Genomic DNA, 19064 nt, shown 5'->3' with positions numbered 1-19064 from the left:
GAACACCTACGTCATTAATCCTGCACCCGTGACGCCACAAGTCGAGGAAGTGCAGGAAGCGTCCTGATCGGGCGGGGATTAGCAAACCCGCAAAGCCGGGGGCCTTGCGGGATCGCCCAGGATTTCACTCGGCTCTCAGTACCTGGTGTCTGATCAACCAATCACGAATGATTAATCGGACGGCTTCAGGTCGCGAAACATCATGCTCGGCAACAAATTGATCGACGCCCGCCAGCATGTCCGGTTGAAGGCGGACCATGATCGGCACACCCTTTCCGGTGGGGGCCGGGCCGCGCCGTTTCTTTGATATCACGGTTTCTTGCTTTGGCATAAAAACTCTGATATCAGAATTCCCGTTCTTGCGGAAGCGCTAGAGCCTCACACACAACCGAATTGGAGAAGATCCGATGCCGAACACCCTTGTTCGGGCTGCCGCCGAAGGCATGCCCGCGATCAACCGCCGCCGCCTGCTCAACCTGACAGGGGCAGGCCTCGCTCTCGCCGCCACCGCTGCCAGCGTTCGCAATGCTTCAGCCACGCCGGTCGCCGCGCCTGCCGAGCATCCCGACGCCGATCTGTTCCGGCTCGATAAGGAACTGGAAGAAGCTCACGCCCGGATGGAAAGGGCATCGGAAGCTAACAGAGGAGTCAGCGGCAAGATCGAGGCCTTCTTGCCGCCAAGGCCGCTTCATCCCACTGACTGGAAATCGCCGCAGATGCCGCTCACCTGAAACAACTAGAGGATGATGCGCTTAAAACCCTGTCCTTCCATGATGTAGCCACCAAGGACGATTGGAAGCCGGAACCGGTTCGCGCATGGCGTGAGGAAATCAAGAGAAAAAGCGCACGTCCAAGCCGAGTGGGAGGAATGGTCGGCCCTGAGAGACGAGCGGTACCGCGAGCACAACTATGAAGCCCTGGAAGAGGCATTCAGCGCGGTTTGCAGCGAGGAATGGGAAACAGGCATGCGCATTTGTGCGATCCCTGCCCAGACGCTTGAAGGAATGGCGGTAAAGCTTCGCGTGAGCGACAGATTGGGACTGGAGGATTTTGGCGATCCCAACGAGGCCTTCTTGTCGATCGCCGCCGATATCAGGCGCCTCGCCGGGGATGCGTCATGCTGAAGAAGGACCGCGTTGCCCACTACCTAGAGAAAGCCGAGCGCTTGGAATACATCATCCCGAACTTCGACCCGGCGAACGGGGACATGATCCTGGTATTCAAGACCGAAGACGCCACCGGCGGGCGCTCATTCCGCCTCTCGCCCGAGCTGGGCGCGGAGTTCCGTTCCTAAATTTTCCAGGCGATCCGCGAAAAGGCAAACTGACAAGTCATTCCTTATCCGAAACGACAAGGCCCGCTGCCCTCACGGTGGCGGACTTTTTGAATCTCGATAATGAATGCTGCGGGTTAGTGGCCATCGCGCTTTGAGGGCGCAAGCCGGCGGATCAGATCGATTTCCTGGCCGACCGTGTTGGCGCGGAAATGGGCGCCTTCCGACAGGAGTTCGGCGCGCATCGTTTCAAGCTTCCGAAGCGTGTCGGAAGCCTCTTTGGCGGTGGGGTGTGCTGTTTTCATAACCCATAAATACCGGACTGGTACTAGAAGTGGTTTCGAGATTGAACGGAATACCCCGATGCCAACCCGCCTCCGCGAATGCCCCTTTGACAACAGCCGCGACATCACCGTCGAGCATTTCGACGGCGACGACTATCACGTCAAGTGCAAGCGCTGCGGCGCACAGGGCCCGACTGCCGACACATGGGCTGAAGCAGAGAAGCGTTGGAACGATCGCGGCAGCAGCGACAAGCACTAACCCGCACACACCAGTAGCCCGCTGCCCTCACGGTGGCGGGCTGTTTGGATTGCGGTTCCCGTAGTTGAACAGTCAAGCAATAGCGCCGCCGGCCTCGTTCCCAGCGGCGTTCACCATCTCCACGAAGGCAGAGTAGTTCTCCGCGACCTTAGGCATCTTCAGGCGCCTCGTTTCGGTGCCATCCTTGTCGGTCGTACTGATCTCGTTGGTCTTGAGTGCAATTTCACCCTTCCTGATCGTCATGAAGTGTAAATGCGGGCTAACACCATCCACTGGATGGTCAGAAACTTCGAGGCTGAGAGACAGCGCCATCATCTGTGACCAGCCCTCGCTTGCTTGCATACTGATTGTGGCGCCCGGTTCACGGAAATAGGTTCGGACCAGCCTTTTGTACTCGCGGACCTTGGACCCGGAGCCGATATGGAGAGCAGCGAAGAGATCTCGCGTAGCAGCGTGTGGCACGAAATGCGGCGCCACCATGCGGATGATGGCGATGGGCGTAGCGCCAGGCCAGCCCATGTCGCGTTTGAATGAACAGCCCACCAAGAGCAGCTGGCAGCCGACATCACGCTCAGCGGCGGGCTGGCGCCTGAACACCTCGCGCGCGATGCGCTGGATGCCCACTGCCGCTGCTTCGGGCTCGTACGCCTTCCCCGGTGGCGTTGCCACGCTGTAGCGGCTCTGCAGAACCTCCCAGATGGTAAAACCGCAGGCTACCGAGCCGGCGAATCCTAGCCCAAAGTACGGGCCGAGGGCGTAGACCTTCCTGAGCATGTGGCGGCGCTGGCCGTTCCGAAGCGAAACCCTGACGTCCGAGACGAGCAGGCCAACGCCAAAGACGGAGGAAGCTCCAATCACCCATGTCATGCGGACCCGCCCGTATGGTGTTAAGGGATTGCGACAGTCGCAGGAAACTATTGGAAAGCAACAAGAGTCCCGGCTCACGCCGAATCTGTTCACGGAAATTCGCGGGCGTTTATTCGATGCATATTCGACGCATCGCTGGCATTGTTTGCTAAGTGCTTGAAATTGATGGTACGCCCAAGGGGAATCGAACCCCTGTTACCGCCGTGAAAGGGCGGTGTCCTGACCGCTAGACGATGGGCGCGCTCAGATGTGAGCGCTTATAATTGCGTTGCACCAAACCGGCAACCCGTCTGCCGCTACCTGCGACAACTTTTTTCGGTGACCGCAAAACCGCGCATTTTCGGCGATTTCCCTGGTTCGACGCGGCACCGTATGCCGTCCTGAGACGGCACACGGCGGGCGTTGCATGGACGAGAGGGAGAACCGGCCGTTACCGCCGCCGACGGCAGCGCCAGTTCCAGTCGCGCTCGGGACCGACGTCGATGTGGACGGATTCGGTATGGCAGTAGGTGCCGACGCCGCCGCGCCCTGGCATGCTGCGGATGTAGCTTGCCAGCTGCGCTTTCGAGACGCCTGGAACCTGGATGTCGGCGGCGGCGCAATACATGTGCAGCGAATTCTTGGCGCCGTTGGCGCGGCGGTTGCGGGCCGGGTCACGATAGCCGGAGGTGACGATCATCTTCTTGCCGTAGTGGCCCTCGATCGTCTTCAGCACTCGGACCAGCGAAGGTTTCAGGCAGGCAACGTCGACATTCTCGGTCTGCTTCAAAAGACCGTTGGGCGCCAGCCGGGCAAGTCCGGGAGCGTATGCCACCTGATAGGCGCCGCCTTCATCCTCGTTCAGATCGACGTCGCTGTCGTCGTCGAGGCCGGATTTGCGCTTGATCTCGAAAAGCGCGGTCTTGCGCACGCCAGGCAGCGCGTCATCGGTGAAACGGCTGGTATCGCCGAGCGAAGCCAGTTGCACCGGCTTTTCAGCTGATTTGGCCGAGGCCAGGGTGATGGCGGGTTTTGCCGCCGCGTTGGGCTGAGCCGCCTTGGGCTGAGCGGCCTTGGGCTGCGCCGCCGGCGGCTGCTCGCCCGACCTGTTGCTGGCCTGCGGGGCAGGTGCTGCCGAGGCAGGCGTGCTGAACAAAGAGGCGAGGAACCCCTTCTTCTTCGGCGCATAGGCCTGCGGCTCTGCGGCGGTCACATAGACCGGGTTGCTCATCGCCGGCGCGGCGGAGTTCGGCGCGGCCGTGCCGGCATCGGCGGTTTCAGTCTTCTGCGCAGCAGCGTCGGCCTGTTCAACCGTCTGCGCCGCCTGTGGCTGCGGCGTCTGGCCCGCAGCCGCCTCTGCGCCCGCTTTGGCCGGGACGGGGAAGCCGGCATCCGATTTGGCGCCTCCCTGGGGGGCCTGCGCCCCCGGCTTGGCCGCTGGCACATGAGCGACCTGCTCAGGAAGGCTTGCGTCGCCCTTGGCGGTCATCGTCATTTGTGAAGTCGTCATCTGCGACGATGAATCAGTGGTGACCTGTTGGCTGCCGGAGGCCGTGTCCGGTGCCGAGGCATTGTAGCCGGGCATGCCGACGGACAGGGATGGGTCGCCGGCCGAGGTGCAGGACGCTAGGAGCACGGAGAAAAGCGCGGCCGCAATGGCGCGGCTTTCTCCCTTCGCGAGGCGCGATCCTGCTGATTTCAAAACCAAATTCCCCCTCGATGTCCGGTCGGTACTTCATTGGCGGCACCGAAACGTCTCGCCGCAATAAATCCTTGTCCCCGAACGGAAACGAGACCTGTGTCAAATCCGCAAGCCCCAGAGTAATTCGACGGCTAGAGAAGAATCGGGAATGCTTAAGGGTTGACGACACCATTTCGCCCTCTTTTACCGGCGCGTCAACTCACCACACATTACAGAAGGTTACACACGCACCTTGACATAGGTGCCTGGCGCATCGCCCAGGGTTTTCATGTGCTTGCCGGGTTTGCGGGCCTGCACGCGGGTGTCGTCCTTGGCCTCGATCCAGCGTTGCCAGTGCGACCACCAGGAGCCGGGATGGTTGGTGGCCTTGGCGAGCCACTCGTTGAAGTCGCCGGTTGGCTTGCCGCCGGTCCAGAAGTGATATTTCTGCGCAGCCGGCGGATTGACGACGCCGGCGATGTGGCCGGAGCCGGCCAGGACGTAGTCGACCTCGCCGCCGAAATATTTCGAACCGAGAAACACCGAAAGCGCCGGCGCGATATGGTCTTCCTTGGAGGCGAGGTTGTAGACCGGGATGGTGACATCCTTCAGCGAGACGACGCGGCCCGCCAGTTCCATCTCGCCTTGCGAAAGTCTGTTCTCGAGATAGCAATTGCGCAGGTAGAAGGAGTGGTTGGCTGCGGCCATGCGGGTCGAATCGGCGTTCCAGTAGAGCAGGTCGAAGGGCAGGGGATCCTTGCCGCGCATGTAGTTGTTGACGACATAGGGCCAGATCAGGTCGCCCGAGCGCAGCATGTTGAAGGCGGTCGCCATCTTGGTGCCGTCGAGATAGCCTTTCTCGTTCATCGCCTTTTCGACGGCCGCGACCTGCTCCTCGTCGACGAACACTTTCAGGTCGCCGGCATGGGTGAAATCGACCTGCGTGGTGAAGAAAGTGGCCGATTTGATGCGGTGGTCGCCTTCCTGCGCCAAAAGCGCCAGGGCGGCCGCCAGAAGCGTGCCGCCGACGCAATAGCCGACGGCGTTGACGTCCTGTTCGCCGGTGGCCTTTTCGATCGTGTCCAGGCCGTATTGCAGGCCCTCTCTGATATAGGCCTCCCAGCTCTTGGTGCCGTGCCGCTCGTCCGGGTTGATCCAGGAGATGACGAAGACGGTGTGGCCCTGCTCGACGGCCCAGCGGATGAAGGATTTTTGCGGGTTGAGATCGAGAATGTAGAATTTGTTGATCCATGGCGGGCAGATCAGCAGCGGCCGCTTGAGCACGGTCTCGGTCGCCGGGTCATATTGCAGGATCTCGGCGACGTCGCTGCGGCCCACCACCTTGCCGGGTGTCGTGGCCAGGTTCTTGCCGATCTCGAAGGACGAATAGTCGGCCTGCCTCAGTTTCAGGTCGCCCTTGCCGGCGGCGATGTCCTCGGCCAGCATCTTCATGCCGCGCACCAGGTTTTCGCCATTCGAAGCGATGGTCTCGCGAAACAGTTCCGGGTTGGTCAGGATGAAATTCGACGGCGAAATGGCGTTGGACACCTGCTTGACGTAAAAACCGGCCTTGTGGCGGGTGTGCTCGTCCAGGCCGTCGGCGTGCTCGACCAGCTCGTTCGCCCAGCGTGAGGTGACGAGATAGGCCTGCTTGAGGAAATCGAAGAAAGCGTTGCGGCCCCATTCCGGGTCCTGGAAACGCTTGTCGCCGGGCTCGGGCTTGAACGCGCCTTCGGCGTCTTCGCCGCCGTCGCTGAGGCGCTGGATGGAGTTGGCCCAGACGGTCATGTAGCCGGAAAACAGCCGCGTTTGCGCCTCCAGCGCGCGCTGCGGATCGGAAAGCCAGTATTCGCTGAGCTTGGAGAAGGTTTTCACCATATCGACGACCGGCTCGGCGACATGATCGCGCACCTCGCCTTTCTCGCGCGGCTCGGCCCATGCGGAAGCCGCCTTGCCGGCCTGCTCGATCATGCGGGCCATGTTCAAGGCGAAGCGCTCCGGATCCTTGACCAGATATTGCTCGACGGTCGAAGGCCGGTCATCTTCCGCTTTGCCCGAATCGCGTGTTTTGGACATGGTTCGCGGGGTTCCTCCCGAAGCGTTTTCTTGACATAGTATCATGGCACATCCAACAGGGTCCAACGCGCTCTATCTTGGCTGCCCGGGAAACAATATGACGACTGATACTGGCAAAACTGTTTTTTCTGGCACTGGTCGTTTTTGCCGCACAGGCGCGGCGGTCGTCTTTTTGGCGATCGCCGGCTGTTCGAGCACCAACGTCGAGGGCGCCACGCCTGTCGCGGCTACCGACGGGCCGAAGAACACCGGCACCTATCCGAACCTGAATATCCCGCCGCAGGCGGCGGCGGAGCAATTCACCGAGGCGGAAAAGAACGCCAAGCTCGCCCAGTTGAAGGCGGAGGCACAGGCGCAGGGCTCAAAGGGCGGCGCGGTCAAGGTCGCGAACCCGGCGGCGCTGAACACATTGGCGAAGCTGCACGGCGCCGATGCGCTGAAGCAGATCGAAGCCAAATGCGATCCCGCCCTCGACCCTACCTGCAAATAGGATTATATCGCGCGACCGACAACCACCTTTGCCAAAACCACTTTGACCGTCTGGAATTGAACCCACCACTGGAAACGACATGGAAGAATTTCACAAGGTCCGCCGGCTTCCGCCCTACGTCTTCGAGCAGGTCAACCGGCTGAAGGCCAGTGCCCGATCGCGCGGCGCCGACATCATCGACCTTGGCATGGGCAATCCGGACCTGCCGACGCCCAAGGCCATCGTCGACAAATTGTGCGAGGTCGTGCGCGACCCGCGCACGCACCGCTATTCATCGTCGCGCGGCATTCCGGGCCTGCGCCGCGCCCAGGCCAATTACTATGCCCGCCGTTTCGGCGTGAAACTCGACCCGGACACGCAAGTGGTGGCGACGCTGGGCTCGAAGGAGGGCTTCGCCAATATGGCGCAGGCGATCACCGCGCCCGGCGACGTGATCCTGTGCCCAAATCCGACCTATCCGATCCACGCTTTCGGCTTCATCATGTCTGGCGGCGTCATCCGCTCGTTGCAGGTGGAACCGGACGACGGCTTCATTCCGGCGCTGGAGCGCGGCATCCGCCATTCGATCCCGAAGCCGCTGGCGTTGATCCTCAATTATCCGTCGAACCCGACGGCGCAGGTCGCCTCGCTCGATTTCTACAAGGAGGTGGTGGCCTTCGCCAAGAAGAACGACATCATCATCCTGTCTGACCTTGCCTATTCGGAAATCTATTTCGACGGCAATCCGCCGCCCTCGGTGCTGCAGGTGCCGGGCGCGATCGACGTGGCGGTCGAGTTCACCTCGATGTCGAAGACCTTTTCGATGCCCGGCTGGCGCATGGGTTTTGCCGTCGGCAACGAGCGGCTGATCTCGGCGCTGACGCGGGTGAAATCCTATCTCGACTACGGCGCCTTCACGCCGATCCAGGTGGCTGCCGCGCACGCGCTCAACGGCGACGGCGCCGATATCGCGGAAGTGCGCGACATCTACCACAAGCGCCGCGACGTCATGGTCGACGCCTTCAGCCGCGCCGGCTGGGTCGTCCCGGCGCCGGCGGCGTCGATGTTCGCCTGGGCGCCGATCCCGGAGCCGTTCAAGCATCTCGGCTCGCTCGAATTCTCCAAGCTTCTGATCGAGCACGCCGACGTGGCGGTGGCGCCGGGCGTCGGCTTCGGCGAGCATGGCGACGATCATGTGCGCATCGCGCTGGTCGAGAACGAGCACCGGATCCGGCAGGCGGCGCGCAACATCAAGCGCTTCCTGGCGTCCAGCGCCAAACAGCCCAACAATGTGGTGCCGCTCGCCGCGCATCGTTGAGTTGCCACAGATCACATCGACCAAATTCTTGAGGGGCGTCGCCGGACATGGCTGAAGCGTTGCGTGTTGGAATCGCCGGTCTCGGCACTGTCGGCGCTTCGGTGGCGCGCGTGCTGCGCGACAAGGCGGCGGAACTGACTCGGCAATGCGGCCGCGAGGTCGTCGTGTCGGCCGTTTCGGCCCGCGATCCCAAACGCGACCGCGGCGTCGATCTCGGCGCGGCCAAGTGGTTCGACGATCCGGTAGCCATGGCGCAGACCGCCGAGATCGATGTCTTCGTCGAACTGATCGGCGGCGACGAAGGGCCGTCGCATTCATCGGTGAAAGCGGCGCTTGAAGCCGGCCGCCACGTCGTCACCGCCAACAAGGCGCTGCTCGCCAAGCATGGCGTGGCGCTGGCCGAGACCGCCGAGAAAAAGGGTGTTCTGCTCAATTACGAGGCGGCGGTGGCGGGCGGCATTCCGGTCATCAAGACGATGCGCGAGGCGATGGCCGGCAATTCGGTGACCCGCGTCTTCGGCATTCTCAACGGCACCTGCAACTATATCCTGACCCGCATGGAAGCCGAGGGCCTGTCGTTCGACGACTGCCTGAAAGATGCGCAGCGGCTGGGCTATGCCGAGGCCGACCCGACCTTCGACATCGAGGGCCACGATACCGCGCACAAGCTGTCGATCCTGACCAGCCTTGCCTTCGGCACGAGGATTGCCGCCAACGACATCTACATGGAAGGCATTTCCAACATCAGCCAGGCCGACATCCGCGCGGCCGGCGATCTCGGCTACCGGATAAAGCTGCTCGGCGTCGCCCAGCGCACGGAAAGCGGTATCGAACAGCGCGTGCACCCGACCATGGTGCCGACGGCCTCGGTCATCGCGCAGGTGCACGGCGTCACCAATGCGGTGGCCATCGAAACCGATATCCTTGGCGAGCTTTTGCTCTCCGGTCCGGGTGCCGGCGGCAACGCCACTGCATCGGCGGTGGTCGGCGACATTGCCGACATCGCCAAGAGCCGGCCCGGCTTCCAGCACGGTCCGGTGTTCGGCCTGCCGACGAAGGAATTGCGGCCGTACAAGAAGGCGCAGATGCGCAGCCATGCGGGCGGCTATTTCATCCGGCTGACCGTGCATGACCGCATCGGGGTCTTTGCCGCCATCGCCAAGCGCATGGCCGACAACGAGATTTCGCTGGAATCGATCGTGCAGCACGCCGCCGGGCCGGATACCGCCTTGCAGAAGACAGTGATTCTCGTCACCCACGAGACGACGGAAGCGGCGGTCCGCAAGGCCGTCGACGGCATCACCAGGGACGATCATCTGACCGACAAGCCGCAGGTCATCCGCATCGAGCGGGCGGAATAGGCATATCGCTTTTCTCCTTCAATCGATTGATATCGTTGTGTTTTCAAAAAAGACCCGCAGAGGTCTTGCTGTTGTCATGGAGCTTTGACACAACCGGCGCGCCTCTGGCGGGAGGCAATGTGCCAACGAGGATTGTCCACCGATGAACGTTGCCCAGAACATCGTCGCCGGCCTTGACCGGATACTCACAATGGAACTGGTGCGTGTCACCGAACGCGCCGCCGTTGCGGCAGCCAGATTGCGCGGACGCGGCGACGAAAAGGCCGCCGACCAGGTCGCGGTCGACGCGATGCGCGAAGAGCTCAACCGCCTCGCCATCAACGGCACGGTGGTGATCGGCGAAGGCGAGCGCGACGAGGCGCCGATGCTCTATATCGGCGAAGAGGTCGGCTCCGGCAAAGGCCCGGCGGTCGATATTGCGCTCGATCCGCTCGAAGGCACGACGATCTGCGCCAAGAACCTGCCCAATGCACTGGCGGTCATCGCCATTGCGGAAAAGGGCAGCCTTCTGTTCGCGCCCGACGTCTACATGGACAAGATCGCCATTGGCCCGGGTTATGCGGACGGCGTCATCGACATCGATGCCGCGCCGGCCGAAAACATCGCCAGCCTGGCCAGGGCCAAGGGCGTGGCGGTGTCGGAGATCACCGCCTGCATCCTCGACCGGCCGCGCCATGGCGCGCTGATCGAGGCGGTGCGCGCCACGGGCGCTGCGATCCGGCTGATCGGCGATGGTGACGTCGCCGGCGTCATCCATACCACCGATCCGGACGAAACCGGCATCGACATCTATCTCGGCACCGGCGGCGCGCCGGAGGGTGTGCTGGCGGCGGCAGCGTTGCGTTGCACCGGCGGCCAGGTGCAGGGAAGGCTGATCCTCGACACGCCGCAAAAGCTGGCGCGCGCGGCGAAGATGGGCATCCTCGATCCGAAGCGGGTCTACCGCGCGCAAGACATGGCGCGCGGCGACGTGCTGTTCGCGGCAACCGGCGTGACCGACGGCAACATGCTGGCCGGCGTCAAGTTCGGCCGCAATTTTATCACCACGCATACGATCGTGCTGCGCTCGTCGTCGCGCACCGTGCGCGAGATCAAGGCCAGGCACCAGGATCTGGAAAAGTTTTGATTCCCGACTCGGCTGGCCGTCGCATATTGTGAGAAATGACAATCCGCAGACGGCGCGTCGCATGACGGGCGAAAACCGTATCTTCCTCGATGTCAGGCAGTCGGCATCAGGTGTTTCCTGGGAGCACCGGTTGACCGAGCGGCAGGACATGACTGCGCTTGCCATAGCGCAAGGCTATGGCGTGCCGGACATCGTTGCGCGCGTGCTTGCCGGGCGCGGCGTGACCGCCGAGCAGACCGAGCGGTTCCTGGATCCGACCATCCGCGATCTTTTGCCGGACCCGGCGTCGCTGACCGACATGGACAAGGCCGCCGCCCGCATCGCCGGGGCAGTCGTTGCCAGGGAAAAGGTGGCGATCTTCGGCGACTACGATGTCGACGGCGCCGCCTCGTCGGCGCTGCTCAAGCGGTTCCTCACGCATTTCTCGGTGCCTGCGGAGATCTACATACCGGACCGTATCTTCGAAGGGTACGGCCCCAATCCGGAAGCGATGCGCGAACTCGTCTCGCGCGGCGCGACGCTGATCGTCACCGTCGATTGCGGTACCAACAGCGCCGTATCCATCGACGCGGCGAACGCTGCCGGCGCCGATGTCGTGGTGCTCGACCACCACCAACTCGGCGGTCCGTTGCCGGCAGCGGTTGCGGTCGTCAATCCCAATCGCGAGGACGACCTTTCGGGGCAGGGCCATCTTTGTGCCGCCGGCGTCGTCTTCCTGGCGCTGGTGCAGACGGCGAGGATCCTGCGCGGCCGGTTGCCCGATGCCGCACCGCCGGACCTGCTCGGCTTGCTCGACCTCGTTGCGCTGGCCACCGTTTGCGACGTGCTGCCGCTGACCGGCGTCAACCGCGCCTTCGTGGTCAAGGGACTGCAGATCGCACGCCAGCAGAGGAACGAAGGATTGGCGGCGTTGGCGCGGGTCTCGCGCATCGGCGAGCCGGTTAGCACCTTTCATCTGGCCTATCTGATCGGCCCGCGCATCAACGCCGGTGGGCGCATCGGCGACGCAGCACTCGGCAGCCGCCTGCTCGCCACCGACGATCCCGTCGAGGCCCGCACCATCGCCGAGACGCTGGACCGGCTCAATCAGGAGCGGCAGCAGATGGAACTGGAAATGCTGGCCGCGGCCCGCGTCGAGGCCGATGCCGAGCTTGCCGGCGGCAATGGCCCGGCCATCGTCGTCACCGCCAGCTCCAACTGGCATCCGGGCATCGTCGGCCTGCTGGCCTCGCGGCTCAAGGACCATGCGCGCCGGCCGGCTTTCGCCATCGCCTTCAACGCCAATGGTGTCGGCACCGGGTCCGGCCGTTCGGTGTCGGGCTTCGATCTTGGCCGGCTGGTGCGCGAGGCGGCCATTGCCGGGCTGATCGTCAAGGGCGGCGGCCATGGCATGGCGGCCGGCATCACGGTGGAGCGGGCGAAACTTGGCGCGCTCAGGGCCTTCTTCGAGGAACGAGCGGCGGCCGAGGTGTTCCGGCTGCAAGGCGAGGAAAGCCTGGCGATCGACGGCGCGCTGGCCGCCGAAGGCGCGACGCTTGGCCTGCTCGATGCACTGGAGAAAGCCGGCCCGTTCGGCGCCGGGCATGTCGCACCGGTCTTCGCGCTGCCGCGCCATCGCCTTGCCGATGCGAGGCCGGTCGGCACCAATCACATCCGCGCCGAGTTGCAGTCGGAGAGCGGTGGACGCATCCAGGCGATCGCGTTTCGCGCCGTCGATACGGCGCTCGGCGAATTCCTGTTCAAGAACAGGGGCAAGCCGGTGCATGTCGCCGGTTCGCTGTCGGGCAATCACTGGAACGGCAACCGCACGGTGCAGTTCCGCATCGTCGATGCCGCGCGCGCCTGAGGATAGCTTCCGTTTTCTGCGCGGACCTTCAGTTCGGGTCGCGCTTCAGGCGAGAACCGCCTGCAGGCGGGCCAACTCGTCGATCTGCGCCATCGTCACCAGATAGCCGATGCGGATCGCCTCGTCGGCGCGATGGAATTCGGTCAGGCCGATATGGCTGAGTTTTGGCTGCAGCGACATATCAGGCGGGTCGCCGGCAAGACGCGCCCGCGAAATGCGATCCTGGATGATGTTGAAGGCTTCGACCATAACTCCGGTGATGCCGAGCCGTGTCTGGTACTGGTGCCCTGTGTCGATCAGGCCGGGCCTTGGCGCGTCCTTCTCGACGACCAGTTCGCCGGCGCTGTGCTTGATGACGGCGGCGCGGCCGAACAGATCGTAGTGAAGGTTCACCGCGACCACGAGCGGCTGCTCGTAGGCGCGGCAGACCGAGACCGGGACCGGATTGACCAGCGCACCGTCGACCAGCACGCGACCGTTGCAACTGACCGGTTCGAATACGCCGGGCAGGGCGTAGGAGGCGCGCATGGCGGTGATCAGCGAGCCGCCCGACAGCCAGATTTCATGGCCGGTGCGGATCTCCGTGGTGACGCAGACGAAAGGTTTTGGCAGATCCTCGAAACGGATGCCGGCCATGTGCTCGCGCAGCCGTGCATCGAGCTTCATGCCGCCGAACAGTCCGCTGCCGCGCAGGTTGAGATCGAGAAGACCAAAAATGCGCCGCTTGGTCAGGCTTCTGGCGAATTCTTCCAGCTCATCCAGCTTGCCGGCAAGATAGCAGCCGCCGACCAGCGCGCCGATCGAGGTGCCGGCGATCATCGACACTTCGATGCCGGCTTCGTCGAGCGCGCGCAGCACGCCGATATGGGCCCAGCCACGCGCGCAGCCGCCGCCCAGCGCCAGCGAAATGCCTGTTTTCCTGGCGGGGCTCTTTTCGGATGCACCGGCGGACGATGACAGGCCATTCGCCTCCCGAACGTCTGGTCTGTTATGCAATGACGCCCATTCGAGCATCACAATCTCCCTTGTCCCGCGGCTAAATTATCGGCAGGCCGTATCGAAATCATGAATATACGTGATTGCAGTTCGGCGAATGGTTCAAATAGATGGTTCATGAGGCTTTCGATACGTTTCTTGCGTATCGAACAGCGGCTTGCTGCCATCGTTGGCAAGCGTCCCCTTGCCGTCGATCAGTCCCACCGTCCGATAAAAGCAGGAACGCCGGCCGGTGTGGCAGGTTGCGTCATGGCCCATCACTTTGACGCGCAACCATATTGCGTCCTGGTCACAATCCGTGAGCATCTCGACGATTTTCTGGACATTCCCGGACGTTTCGCCCTTCTTCCACAGAGCGCTGCGCGAGCGCGACCAGTAGTGGGCAATGCCGGTTTCCAGCGTCAGCGCCAGCGCCTCGGCGTTCATATGCGCGACCATCAGCAGCATGCCGTCTTCGGCATCGGTGACGACGACGGTGACCAGGCCGCCGGCATCGAAGCGCGGCGAAAAGACCGTGCTTTCTTCCAGTGCTTTCTTGTCTGATGGAGCTTTCGGAAATTCCACTGCCGACATCGCCGGTCCTTGTTCAGAGCCTCGCCGAGCACGATCGGATCGGAACGGGCGAGGCTCTGTCTTGTTGTTTGGCCATGATCTGATCCGAGAACCGGTTCTCATTTCTCGCGACCATGGCTGGCGGCCGGCGAGGCTCGTTCAGCCCCTGCCGCCGCGCACCATGGTGACGAAACGGACCTGTTCCTCGGGCGTGTCCTTGAAGACGCCGGTGAAGGTCGAGGTCAGCGTCGTGGAGCCTTCCTTGCGGATGCCGCGCATGGCCATGCACATATGCTCGGCTTCGAGCATGACGGCGACGCCGCGCGGATTGAGCACATCCTGGATGACGCCGGCGATCTGTGCGGTCATCGCTTCCTGGGTCTGCAGGCGCTGGGCAAAGATATCGACGACGCGGGCGATCTTGGACAGGCCGACGACCTTGCCGTCCGGCAGATAGCCGACATGCGCCTTGCCGATGATCGGCACCATGTGGTGCTCGCAATGCGAATGGAACGTTATATCCTTGACGAGAACAAGATCGTCATAGCCGGCGACCTCCTCGAAGGTGCGGCCGAGTTCTTCGGCCGGGCATTTGTCGTAACCGCCGAACATTTCGCGATAGGCCTTCACCACACGCTTTGGCGTATCGACCAGGCCCTCCCGGTCCGGATTGTCGCCGGTCCAGCGCAACAGCGTGCGAACCGCGGCCTCGGCTTCGGCTTCGGTCGGCCGATCGGTGACCAGCTTTTCCATATAGGCGGAAGGGGGCATGAATTTCTTGATGACGGCATCCATAAAGGCGTCTCCCGTAGTTCCCCTCTCAGGAGGAACGAGTTGAACGGACCACGACCTTTCGGGTGTTAGAAACGTGCCCTGTTTCCAGCCCGTAAGCGGCGTGAAGTGAATTGAGCAGGGACGCGGTCGTTGGTCGCCTTGTCCATACCCGAGTACCAGCATTATATATGATCGTTGCGAGCGAAAGGAAGGCCGTCTGCGGCAATCGCTGTTCGCTCCGCGGCGACGGATTGGAAAAATATGATCGACGACGTCTACAATGCGAAAATTCTGGGATTTGCCGGGAATATCGCGCGGATCGGCCGGCTCGACCATCCCGATGCAACCGCGCGTGCGCATTCCAAGCTGTGCGGCTCGACGGTGACCGTCGATCTGAAGATGGATGACGGCATCGTCACCGATTTCGCCCATGACGTCAAAGCCTGCGCGCTTGGCCAGGCGTCGTCCTCGATCATGGCGCAGCATGTCGTCGGCGCCAGCGCGGATGAATTGCGCAGCCTTCGCGAGACGATGCTGAAGATGCTGAAGGAAAACGGCGCGCCGCCGCAAGGCCGCTTCGCCGACCTCAGATATCTCGAGCCGGTGCGCGACTACAAGGCGCGCCATGCCTCGACCATGCTGACCTTCGATGCGGTGGTCGACGCGATCGGCCAGATCGAGAAGAAGCGCGCCGAACAAGCGGCGTAGCCGTCAAATGGCCACGGATCACACCCATCAGAGGCCGCGATACACACGCAACTGGCCAGGTCCCTGGCGCAAGACGCCCGGCCGAATTTTGGGCACCTCGCTCGTGCGTTTTTATCAGCTGACGCTGTCCGGCTTTGTCGGCAATTCCTGCCGGCATTTGCCGACCTGCTCCGAATACGCGCACGAAGCGATTGCCCGCCATGGGCTATGGGCCGGCGGCTGGCTGGGTTTTTTCCGCGTGCTGCGCTGCGGGCCGGGCGGAACGCATGGCATCGACCGGGTGCCGGAGGTGCTGGCCGAGCGCTATGTCTGGTTCACACCCTGGCGGTACTGGCGGATCGGGAAAAAGCGCAGTGATCCGGAAACTGATGCCGGTGGGGCGTAAGCTCTGCAACCAGAGCAGGATCTTTACGATTTGCTAGGGTTAACCGCACGTTGCGCATTTAAGACAAAATCGAGACAAGACGCCTCGCTAAGCCGCTCCTGATAGCCATCAGGAGAGATTGCCAATGCGCCAGATAGACCGCCGTCCATTCGTTTTCGCCTTGGTTATCTACCTTCTGGCCTGGCTTTTTGGTTTTCCGATCCGCGCACAATCGGCGCCGCTGGGGGAGGTCGAATGCACGCTGATCCTGGATGCTGCAAGCGGTGAAACGCTGTATCGGGACGGGGTCTGCGACCAGCGCTTCAGTCCCGCCTCGACTTTCAAGGTCCCCTTGGCCCTGATCGGCTATGACGCGGGAATCCTGAGCGACGAGCACACGCCGGCCTGGGGCTACAAGCCCGAGTTCAAGGCGGTCGAGCGGGACCAGAAAACCGTCGACCCGACGATCTGGGAAAAGGACTCGGTGCTGTGGTTTTCGCAGGAAATCACCCGCCGGCTCGGCAGCGAGCGGTTTGCCGGCTACGTCTCGAAATTCGACTACGGCAACACCGATGTTGCCGGCACTCCCGGCAGGAATGATGGCCTCACCCGGTCCTGGGTGAATTCTTCCCTTGAGATATCGCCGGTCGAACAGGTGAATTTCATGCGCCGGCTGCTTGCCGGCGAACTGCCGGTTTCGGACAAGGCCCACGCGATGACCAGGGCGATCTTGCCGACCTTCCGGTCAGGTGGCTGGACGGTCCAGGGCAAGACCGGGACCACCAGGCTTGGCGAAAGCGCCGAGAAGCGCTCGCTCGGCTGGTTTGTCGGCTGGGCGAACAAGGATGCGCGCAGCATCGTCTTTGCCCGCCTGGTAATCGATACGAAACGTTCCGATACGCCGAAGGGGCCTCAGGCGCGGATGATGTTCCTGAAAGAGCTGCCGAATCTCGTCGACAGGAGCAAGTGATTGGCCATTCGCCTTTACGGCACGAAAATCTGCCCATAAAAGACTGCCGCCGGACGCATCCGGCTTTTTACTTTATGCATGTCGTCGGCCAAAAACCGCTGCACACTTTTGGGCGACATGCATTTCACCACCCGCGCTCGTTTGCGGGACTGGATAGGAGAATTTTATGCTGAATTCCGTTTCCCTGACATTTCCCGATGGCTCCGTCCGCGACTACGAGGCGGCGATGACCGGCGCTGGCCTGGCGGAATCGATCTCGAAGTCGCTGGCCAGGAAGGCGGTCGCCTACTCGATCGATGGCGTGGTGCGCGATCTTTCCGACCCGCTCGGCAAGTCCGGCAAGGTCGAGATCATCACCCGCGAAGACCCGCGCGCGCTGGAGCTCATCCGTCATGACGCAGCGCACGTGCTGGCCGAAGCCGTGCAGGAATTGTGGCCGGGTACGCAGGTGACCATCGGCCCGGTGATCGACAACGGCTTCTACTATGATTTTGCCCGCAACGAGCCGTTCACGCCCGACGATTTCCCGGTGATCGAGAAGAAGATGCGCGAGATCATCGCGCGCAACAAGCCGTTCACCAAAGAGGTGTGGTCGCGTGAGAAGGCGAAAAAGATCTTTGCCGACAAGGGCGAGCGCTACAAGCTGGAACTGATCGACGCCATTCCCGAAGATCAGGACCTCAAGATCTATGCGCAAGGCGATTGGTTCGACCTCTGCCGCGGCCCGCATATGGTCTCGACCGGACAGATCGGCAGCGCCTTCAAGCTGATGAAGGTGGCCGGCGCCTATTGGCGCGGCGATTCGAACAACCCGATGCTGACCCGCATCTATGGCACGGCCTGGGCCGATCAGGCGCAGCTCGATGCCTATCAGACCATGCTGGAGGAAGCCGAAAAGCGCGACCACAGGAAGCTCGGCCGCGAGATGGACCTGTTCCATTTCCAGGAGGAGGGGCCGGGCGTCGTCTTTTGGCATGCCAAGGGCTGGAGGCTGTTCCAGAACCTGGTCAACTACATGCGCCGCCGCCTCGACGAGCAGGGTTATCAGGAAGTCAACGCGCCGCAAGTGCTCGACAAGAGCCTGTGGGAGACGTCAGGTCACTGGGGCTGGTACCGGGACAATATGTTCAAGGTGACGGTTGCCGGCGACGACACCGACGACGATCGGATGTTTGCACTGAAGCCGATGAACTGCCCCGGCCACGTCCAGATCTTCAAGCACGGCCTGAAGTCCTACCGCGATCTGCCGGTAAAACTTGCGGAATTCGGCAATGTGCATCGCTATGAGCCGTCCGGCGCGCTGCATGGGCTGATGCGCGTGCGCGGCTTTACCCAGGACGATGCCCACATCTTCTGCACCGAGGAACAGCTCGCCGACGAATGCATCAAGATCAACGACCTGATCCTGTCGACCTATGCCGATTTCGGCTTCGACGAAATCACTGTCAAGCTGGCGACCCGCCCCGAAAAACGGGTCGGCACCGACGCGATGTGGGATCATGCCGAGGGCGTGCTGCAGGACGTGCTCGACAAGATCGCAGCGCGGTCGGGCAACCGGATCAAGACCGGCGTCAATCCGGGCGAGGGCACGTTCTACGGGCCAAAATTCGAATATGTGCTGAAGGACGCCATCGGCCGCGATTGGCAATGTGGGACCACGCAGGTCGATTTCAACCTGCCGGAACGGTTCGGCGCCTTCTACATCGGCTCGGATTCTGAAAAAAAGCAGCCGGTGATGGTGCATCGCGCCATCTGCGGCTCGATGGAGCGCTTCCTCGGCATCCTGATCGAGAACTATTCCGGCCATTTCCCGCTGTGGTTCGCGCCGCTGCAAGTGGTGGTGGCAACGATCACCTCCGATGCCGACGATTACGCGCAAAAGGTCGTCGCGCAACTGAAGGCGGCCGGACTGTTGGCGGAAGCCGATCTTCGCAACGAGAAAATCAACTACAAGGTCCGCGAGCACAGCCTGGCCAAGGTTCCGGTGATCCTCGTCTGCGGCAAGCGCGAGGCGGAGGAAGAGACGGTCAACATCCGCCGGCTCGGCTCGCGCGACCAGGAGTCGCTCGGCCTTGGCCAAGCGGTGGCGATGCTTGCCGAAGAAGCGGTGACGCCCGACCGCAGGCGCAAACGAGTGGCCTGAGTTCAGCCGGATTGTCGA

The 19064-nt window shown here is 62.5% G+C and carries 20 protein-coding genes and 1 tRNA gene; 13 read left to right on the top strand and 8 right to left on the bottom strand.

Annotation, left to right across the window (positions count from 1 at the left end; all coding sequences use genetic code 11):
* Positions 1 to 124: 124 nt before the first annotated feature.
* Positions 125 to 259: a ribbon-helix-helix protein, CopG family gene (locus AC0L3O_RS16220; protein WP_023802594.1), complete on the bottom strand. Its 135-nt coding sequence runs from the start codon at positions 257 to 259 to the stop codon at positions 125 to 127.
* A 148-nt stretch (positions 260 to 407) separates the two neighbouring features.
* On the opposite strand from AC0L3O_RS16220, the gene AC0L3O_RS16215 reads away from it, so the two are divergent.
* The 4 genes from AC0L3O_RS16215 (at position 408) to AC0L3O_RS16200 (ending at position 1816) form a co-directional block, all read left to right on the top strand.
* Entirely contained in the window at positions 408 to 731 is a 324-nt protein-coding gene (locus AC0L3O_RS16215) for a hypothetical protein (RefSeq protein ID WP_473616032.1), read from the top strand.
* 234 nt (positions 732 to 965) lie between these two features.
* Positions 966 to 1124, top strand: coding sequence for a death domain-containing protein (locus AC0L3O_RS16210; protein WP_419693510.1), 159 nt, complete (start codon positions 966 to 968; stop codon positions 1122 to 1124).
* On the top strand, positions 1118 to 1294 hold the full coding sequence (locus AC0L3O_RS16205) for a hypothetical protein (protein WP_473535346.1): 177 nt from the start codon (positions 1118 to 1120) through the stop codon (positions 1292 to 1294). Before AC0L3O_RS16210 ends, AC0L3O_RS16205 begins: the two co-directional genes overlap by 7 nt.
* 342 nt (positions 1295 to 1636) lie before the next feature.
* A complete protein-coding gene (locus AC0L3O_RS16200) occupies positions 1637 to 1816 on the top strand; it encodes a Lar family restriction alleviation protein (RefSeq protein WP_473535345.1) in 180 nt (59 codons plus the stop codon).
* A 72-nt stretch (positions 1817 to 1888) separates the two neighbouring features.
* Here the strand turns inward: AC0L3O_RS16200 and AC0L3O_RS16195 are convergent, their stop codons facing one another.
* The 4 genes from AC0L3O_RS16195 to AC0L3O_RS16180 all read right to left on the bottom strand — a co-directional run bounded on the left by AC0L3O_RS16195 (position 1889) and on the right by AC0L3O_RS16180 (position 6419).
* Positions 1889 to 2683, bottom strand: a complete 795-nt coding sequence (locus AC0L3O_RS16195) for a hypothetical protein (RefSeq protein ID WP_473616030.1) — start codon at positions 2681 to 2683, stop codon at positions 1889 to 1891.
* Positions 2684 to 2849: 166 nt separating this feature from the next.
* Positions 2850 to 2924: transfer RNA gene (locus tag AC0L3O_RS16190), tRNA-Glu, on the bottom strand.
* A 189-nt stretch (positions 2925 to 3113) separates the two neighbouring features.
* Positions 3114 to 4370, bottom strand: a complete 1257-nt coding sequence (locus AC0L3O_RS16185; protein ID WP_473616029.1) for a YcbK family protein — start codon at positions 4368 to 4370, stop codon at positions 3114 to 3116.
* Positions 4371 to 4583: 213 nt separating this feature from the next.
* Positions 4584 to 6419, bottom strand: a complete 1836-nt coding sequence (locus tag AC0L3O_RS16180) for a PHA/PHB synthase family protein (RefSeq protein ID WP_473535342.1) — start codon at positions 6417 to 6419, stop codon at positions 4584 to 4586.
* 172 nt (positions 6420 to 6591) lie between these two features.
* Between AC0L3O_RS16180 and AC0L3O_RS16175 the strand changes: the two genes are divergently transcribed.
* From AC0L3O_RS16175 to recJ, 5 genes are all read left to right on the top strand, one after another.
* Positions 6592 to 6909, top strand: coding sequence for a hypothetical protein (locus AC0L3O_RS16175; protein ID WP_473535341.1), 318 nt, complete (start codon positions 6592 to 6594; stop codon positions 6907 to 6909).
* A 79-nt stretch (positions 6910 to 6988) separates the two neighbouring features.
* Positions 6989 to 8206: an LL-diaminopimelate aminotransferase gene (locus tag AC0L3O_RS16170; protein ID WP_077383891.1), complete on the top strand. Its 1218-nt coding sequence runs from the start codon at positions 6989 to 6991 to the stop codon at positions 8204 to 8206.
* Positions 8207 to 8253: 47 nt separating this feature from the next.
* A complete protein-coding gene (locus AC0L3O_RS16165; RefSeq protein WP_473535340.1) occupies positions 8254 to 9567 on the top strand; it encodes a homoserine dehydrogenase in 1314 nt (437 codons plus the stop codon).
* 142 nt (positions 9568 to 9709) lie between these two features.
* Positions 9710 to 10693, top strand: coding sequence for a class II fructose-bisphosphatase (gene glpX, locus AC0L3O_RS16160; protein WP_473616027.1), 984 nt, complete (start codon positions 9710 to 9712; stop codon positions 10691 to 10693).
* Positions 10694 to 10754: 61 nt separating this feature from the next.
* The gene (gene recJ, locus AC0L3O_RS16155; protein ID WP_473535338.1) at positions 10755 to 12539 is read left to right on the top strand and encodes a single-stranded-DNA-specific exonuclease RecJ; all 1785 of its coding nucleotides are present in this window, start codon (positions 10755 to 10757) and stop codon (positions 12537 to 12539) included.
* 45 nt (positions 12540 to 12584) lie between these two features.
* Here the strand turns inward: recJ and AC0L3O_RS16150 are convergent, their stop codons facing one another.
* The 3 genes from AC0L3O_RS16150 to folE form a co-directional block, all read right to left on the bottom strand.
* Entirely contained in the window at positions 12585 to 13553 is a 969-nt protein-coding gene (locus AC0L3O_RS16150; protein ID WP_473535337.1) for a patatin family protein, read from the bottom strand.
* 84 nt (positions 13554 to 13637) lie between these two features.
* The gene (gene hisI, locus AC0L3O_RS16145) at positions 13638 to 14108 is read right to left on the bottom strand and encodes a phosphoribosyl-AMP cyclohydrolase (RefSeq protein WP_023801042.1); all 471 of its coding nucleotides are present in this window, start codon (positions 14106 to 14108) and stop codon (positions 13638 to 13640) included.
* A 138-nt stretch (positions 14109 to 14246) separates the two neighbouring features.
* The gene (gene folE / locus AC0L3O_RS16140; RefSeq protein WP_473535336.1) at positions 14247 to 14882 is read right to left on the bottom strand and encodes a GTP cyclohydrolase I FolE; all 636 of its coding nucleotides are present in this window, start codon (positions 14880 to 14882) and stop codon (positions 14247 to 14249) included.
* Between the two features lie 240 nt (positions 14883 to 15122).
* Here folE and AC0L3O_RS16135 point away from each other — a divergent pair, with 240 nt between their 5' ends.
* The 4 genes from AC0L3O_RS16135 (at position 15123) to thrS (ending at position 19046) form a co-directional block, all read left to right on the top strand.
* Positions 15123 to 15569, top strand: coding sequence for an iron-sulfur cluster assembly scaffold protein (locus AC0L3O_RS16135; RefSeq protein ID WP_128172297.1), 447 nt, complete (start codon positions 15123 to 15125; stop codon positions 15567 to 15569).
* Between the two features lie 7 nt (positions 15570 to 15576).
* On the top strand, positions 15577 to 15954 hold the full coding sequence (gene yidD / locus AC0L3O_RS16130; RefSeq protein WP_023801045.1) for a membrane protein insertion efficiency factor YidD: 378 nt from the start codon (positions 15577 to 15579) through the stop codon (positions 15952 to 15954).
* A 124-nt stretch (positions 15955 to 16078) separates the two neighbouring features.
* Positions 16079 to 16903: a class D beta-lactamase gene (gene blaOXA, locus AC0L3O_RS16125; RefSeq protein WP_473616026.1), complete on the top strand. Its 825-nt coding sequence runs from the start codon at positions 16079 to 16081 to the stop codon at positions 16901 to 16903.
* 166 nt (positions 16904 to 17069) lie between these two features.
* Positions 17070 to 19046, top strand: a complete 1977-nt coding sequence (gene thrS, locus AC0L3O_RS16120) for a threonine--tRNA ligase (protein WP_473535334.1) — start codon at positions 17070 to 17072, stop codon at positions 19044 to 19046.
* The last annotated feature ends 18 nt before the right edge of the window (positions 19047 to 19064 follow it).

It is taken from the genome of Mesorhizobium sp. WSM4810 (assembly GCF_055811235.1).
This window is presented reverse-complemented; position numbering and strand designations above follow the sequence as displayed.

Excerpts from the sequence above, each read along its gene's own strand:
- AC0L3O_RS16195 (WP_473616030.1), bottom strand. The coding sequence starts at position 2,683 with ATGACATGGGTGATTGGAGCTTCCTCCGTCTTTGGCGTTGGCCTGCTC.
- AC0L3O_RS16205 (WP_473535346.1), top strand. The coding sequence starts at position 1,118 with ATGCTGAAGAAGGACCGCGTTGCCCACTACCTAGAGAAAGCCGAGCGC.
- hisI (WP_023801042.1), bottom strand. The coding sequence starts at position 14,108 with ATGTCGGCAGTGGAATTTCCGAAAGCTCCATCAGACAAGAAAGCACTG.
- folE (WP_473535336.1), bottom strand. The coding sequence starts at position 14,882 with ATGGATGCCGTCATCAAGAAATTCATGCCCCCTTCCGCCTATATGGAA.
- glpX (WP_473616027.1), top strand. The coding sequence starts at position 9,710 with ATGAACGTTGCCCAGAACATCGTCGCCGGCCTTGACCGGATACTCACA.
- AC0L3O_RS16215 (WP_473616032.1), top strand. The coding sequence starts at position 408 with ATGCCGAACACCCTTGTTCGGGCTGCCGCCGAAGGCATGCCCGCGATC.
- AC0L3O_RS16180 (WP_473535342.1), bottom strand. The coding sequence starts at position 6,419 with ATGTCCAAAACACGCGATTCGGGCAAAGCGGAAGATGACCGGCCTTCG.
- AC0L3O_RS16165 (WP_473535340.1), top strand. The coding sequence starts at position 8,254 with ATGGCTGAAGCGTTGCGTGTTGGAATCGCCGGTCTCGGCACTGTCGGC.
- yidD (WP_023801045.1), top strand. The coding sequence starts at position 15,577 with ATGGCCACGGATCACACCCATCAGAGGCCGCGATACACACGCAACTGG.
- AC0L3O_RS16170 (WP_077383891.1), top strand. The coding sequence starts at position 6,989 with ATGGAAGAATTTCACAAGGTCCGCCGGCTTCCGCCCTACGTCTTCGAG.
- recJ (WP_473535338.1), top strand. The coding sequence starts at position 10,755 with ATGACGGGCGAAAACCGTATCTTCCTCGATGTCAGGCAGTCGGCATCA.
- AC0L3O_RS16220 (WP_023802594.1), bottom strand. The coding sequence starts at position 259 with ATGGTCCGCCTTCAACCGGACATGCTGGCGGGCGTCGATCAATTTGTT.
- AC0L3O_RS16210 (WP_419693510.1), top strand. The coding sequence starts at position 966 with ATGCGCATTTGTGCGATCCCTGCCCAGACGCTTGAAGGAATGGCGGTA.
- thrS (WP_473535334.1), top strand. The coding sequence starts at position 17,070 with ATGCTGAATTCCGTTTCCCTGACATTTCCCGATGGCTCCGTCCGCGAC.
- AC0L3O_RS16135 (WP_128172297.1), top strand. The coding sequence starts at position 15,123 with ATGATCGACGACGTCTACAATGCGAAAATTCTGGGATTTGCCGGGAAT.
- blaOXA (WP_473616026.1), top strand. The coding sequence starts at position 16,079 with ATGCGCCAGATAGACCGCCGTCCATTCGTTTTCGCCTTGGTTATCTAC.
- AC0L3O_RS16150 (WP_473535337.1), bottom strand. The coding sequence starts at position 13,553 with ATGCTCGAATGGGCGTCATTGCATAACAGACCAGACGTTCGGGAGGCG.
- AC0L3O_RS16200 (WP_473535345.1), top strand. The coding sequence starts at position 1,637 with ATGCCAACCCGCCTCCGCGAATGCCCCTTTGACAACAGCCGCGACATC.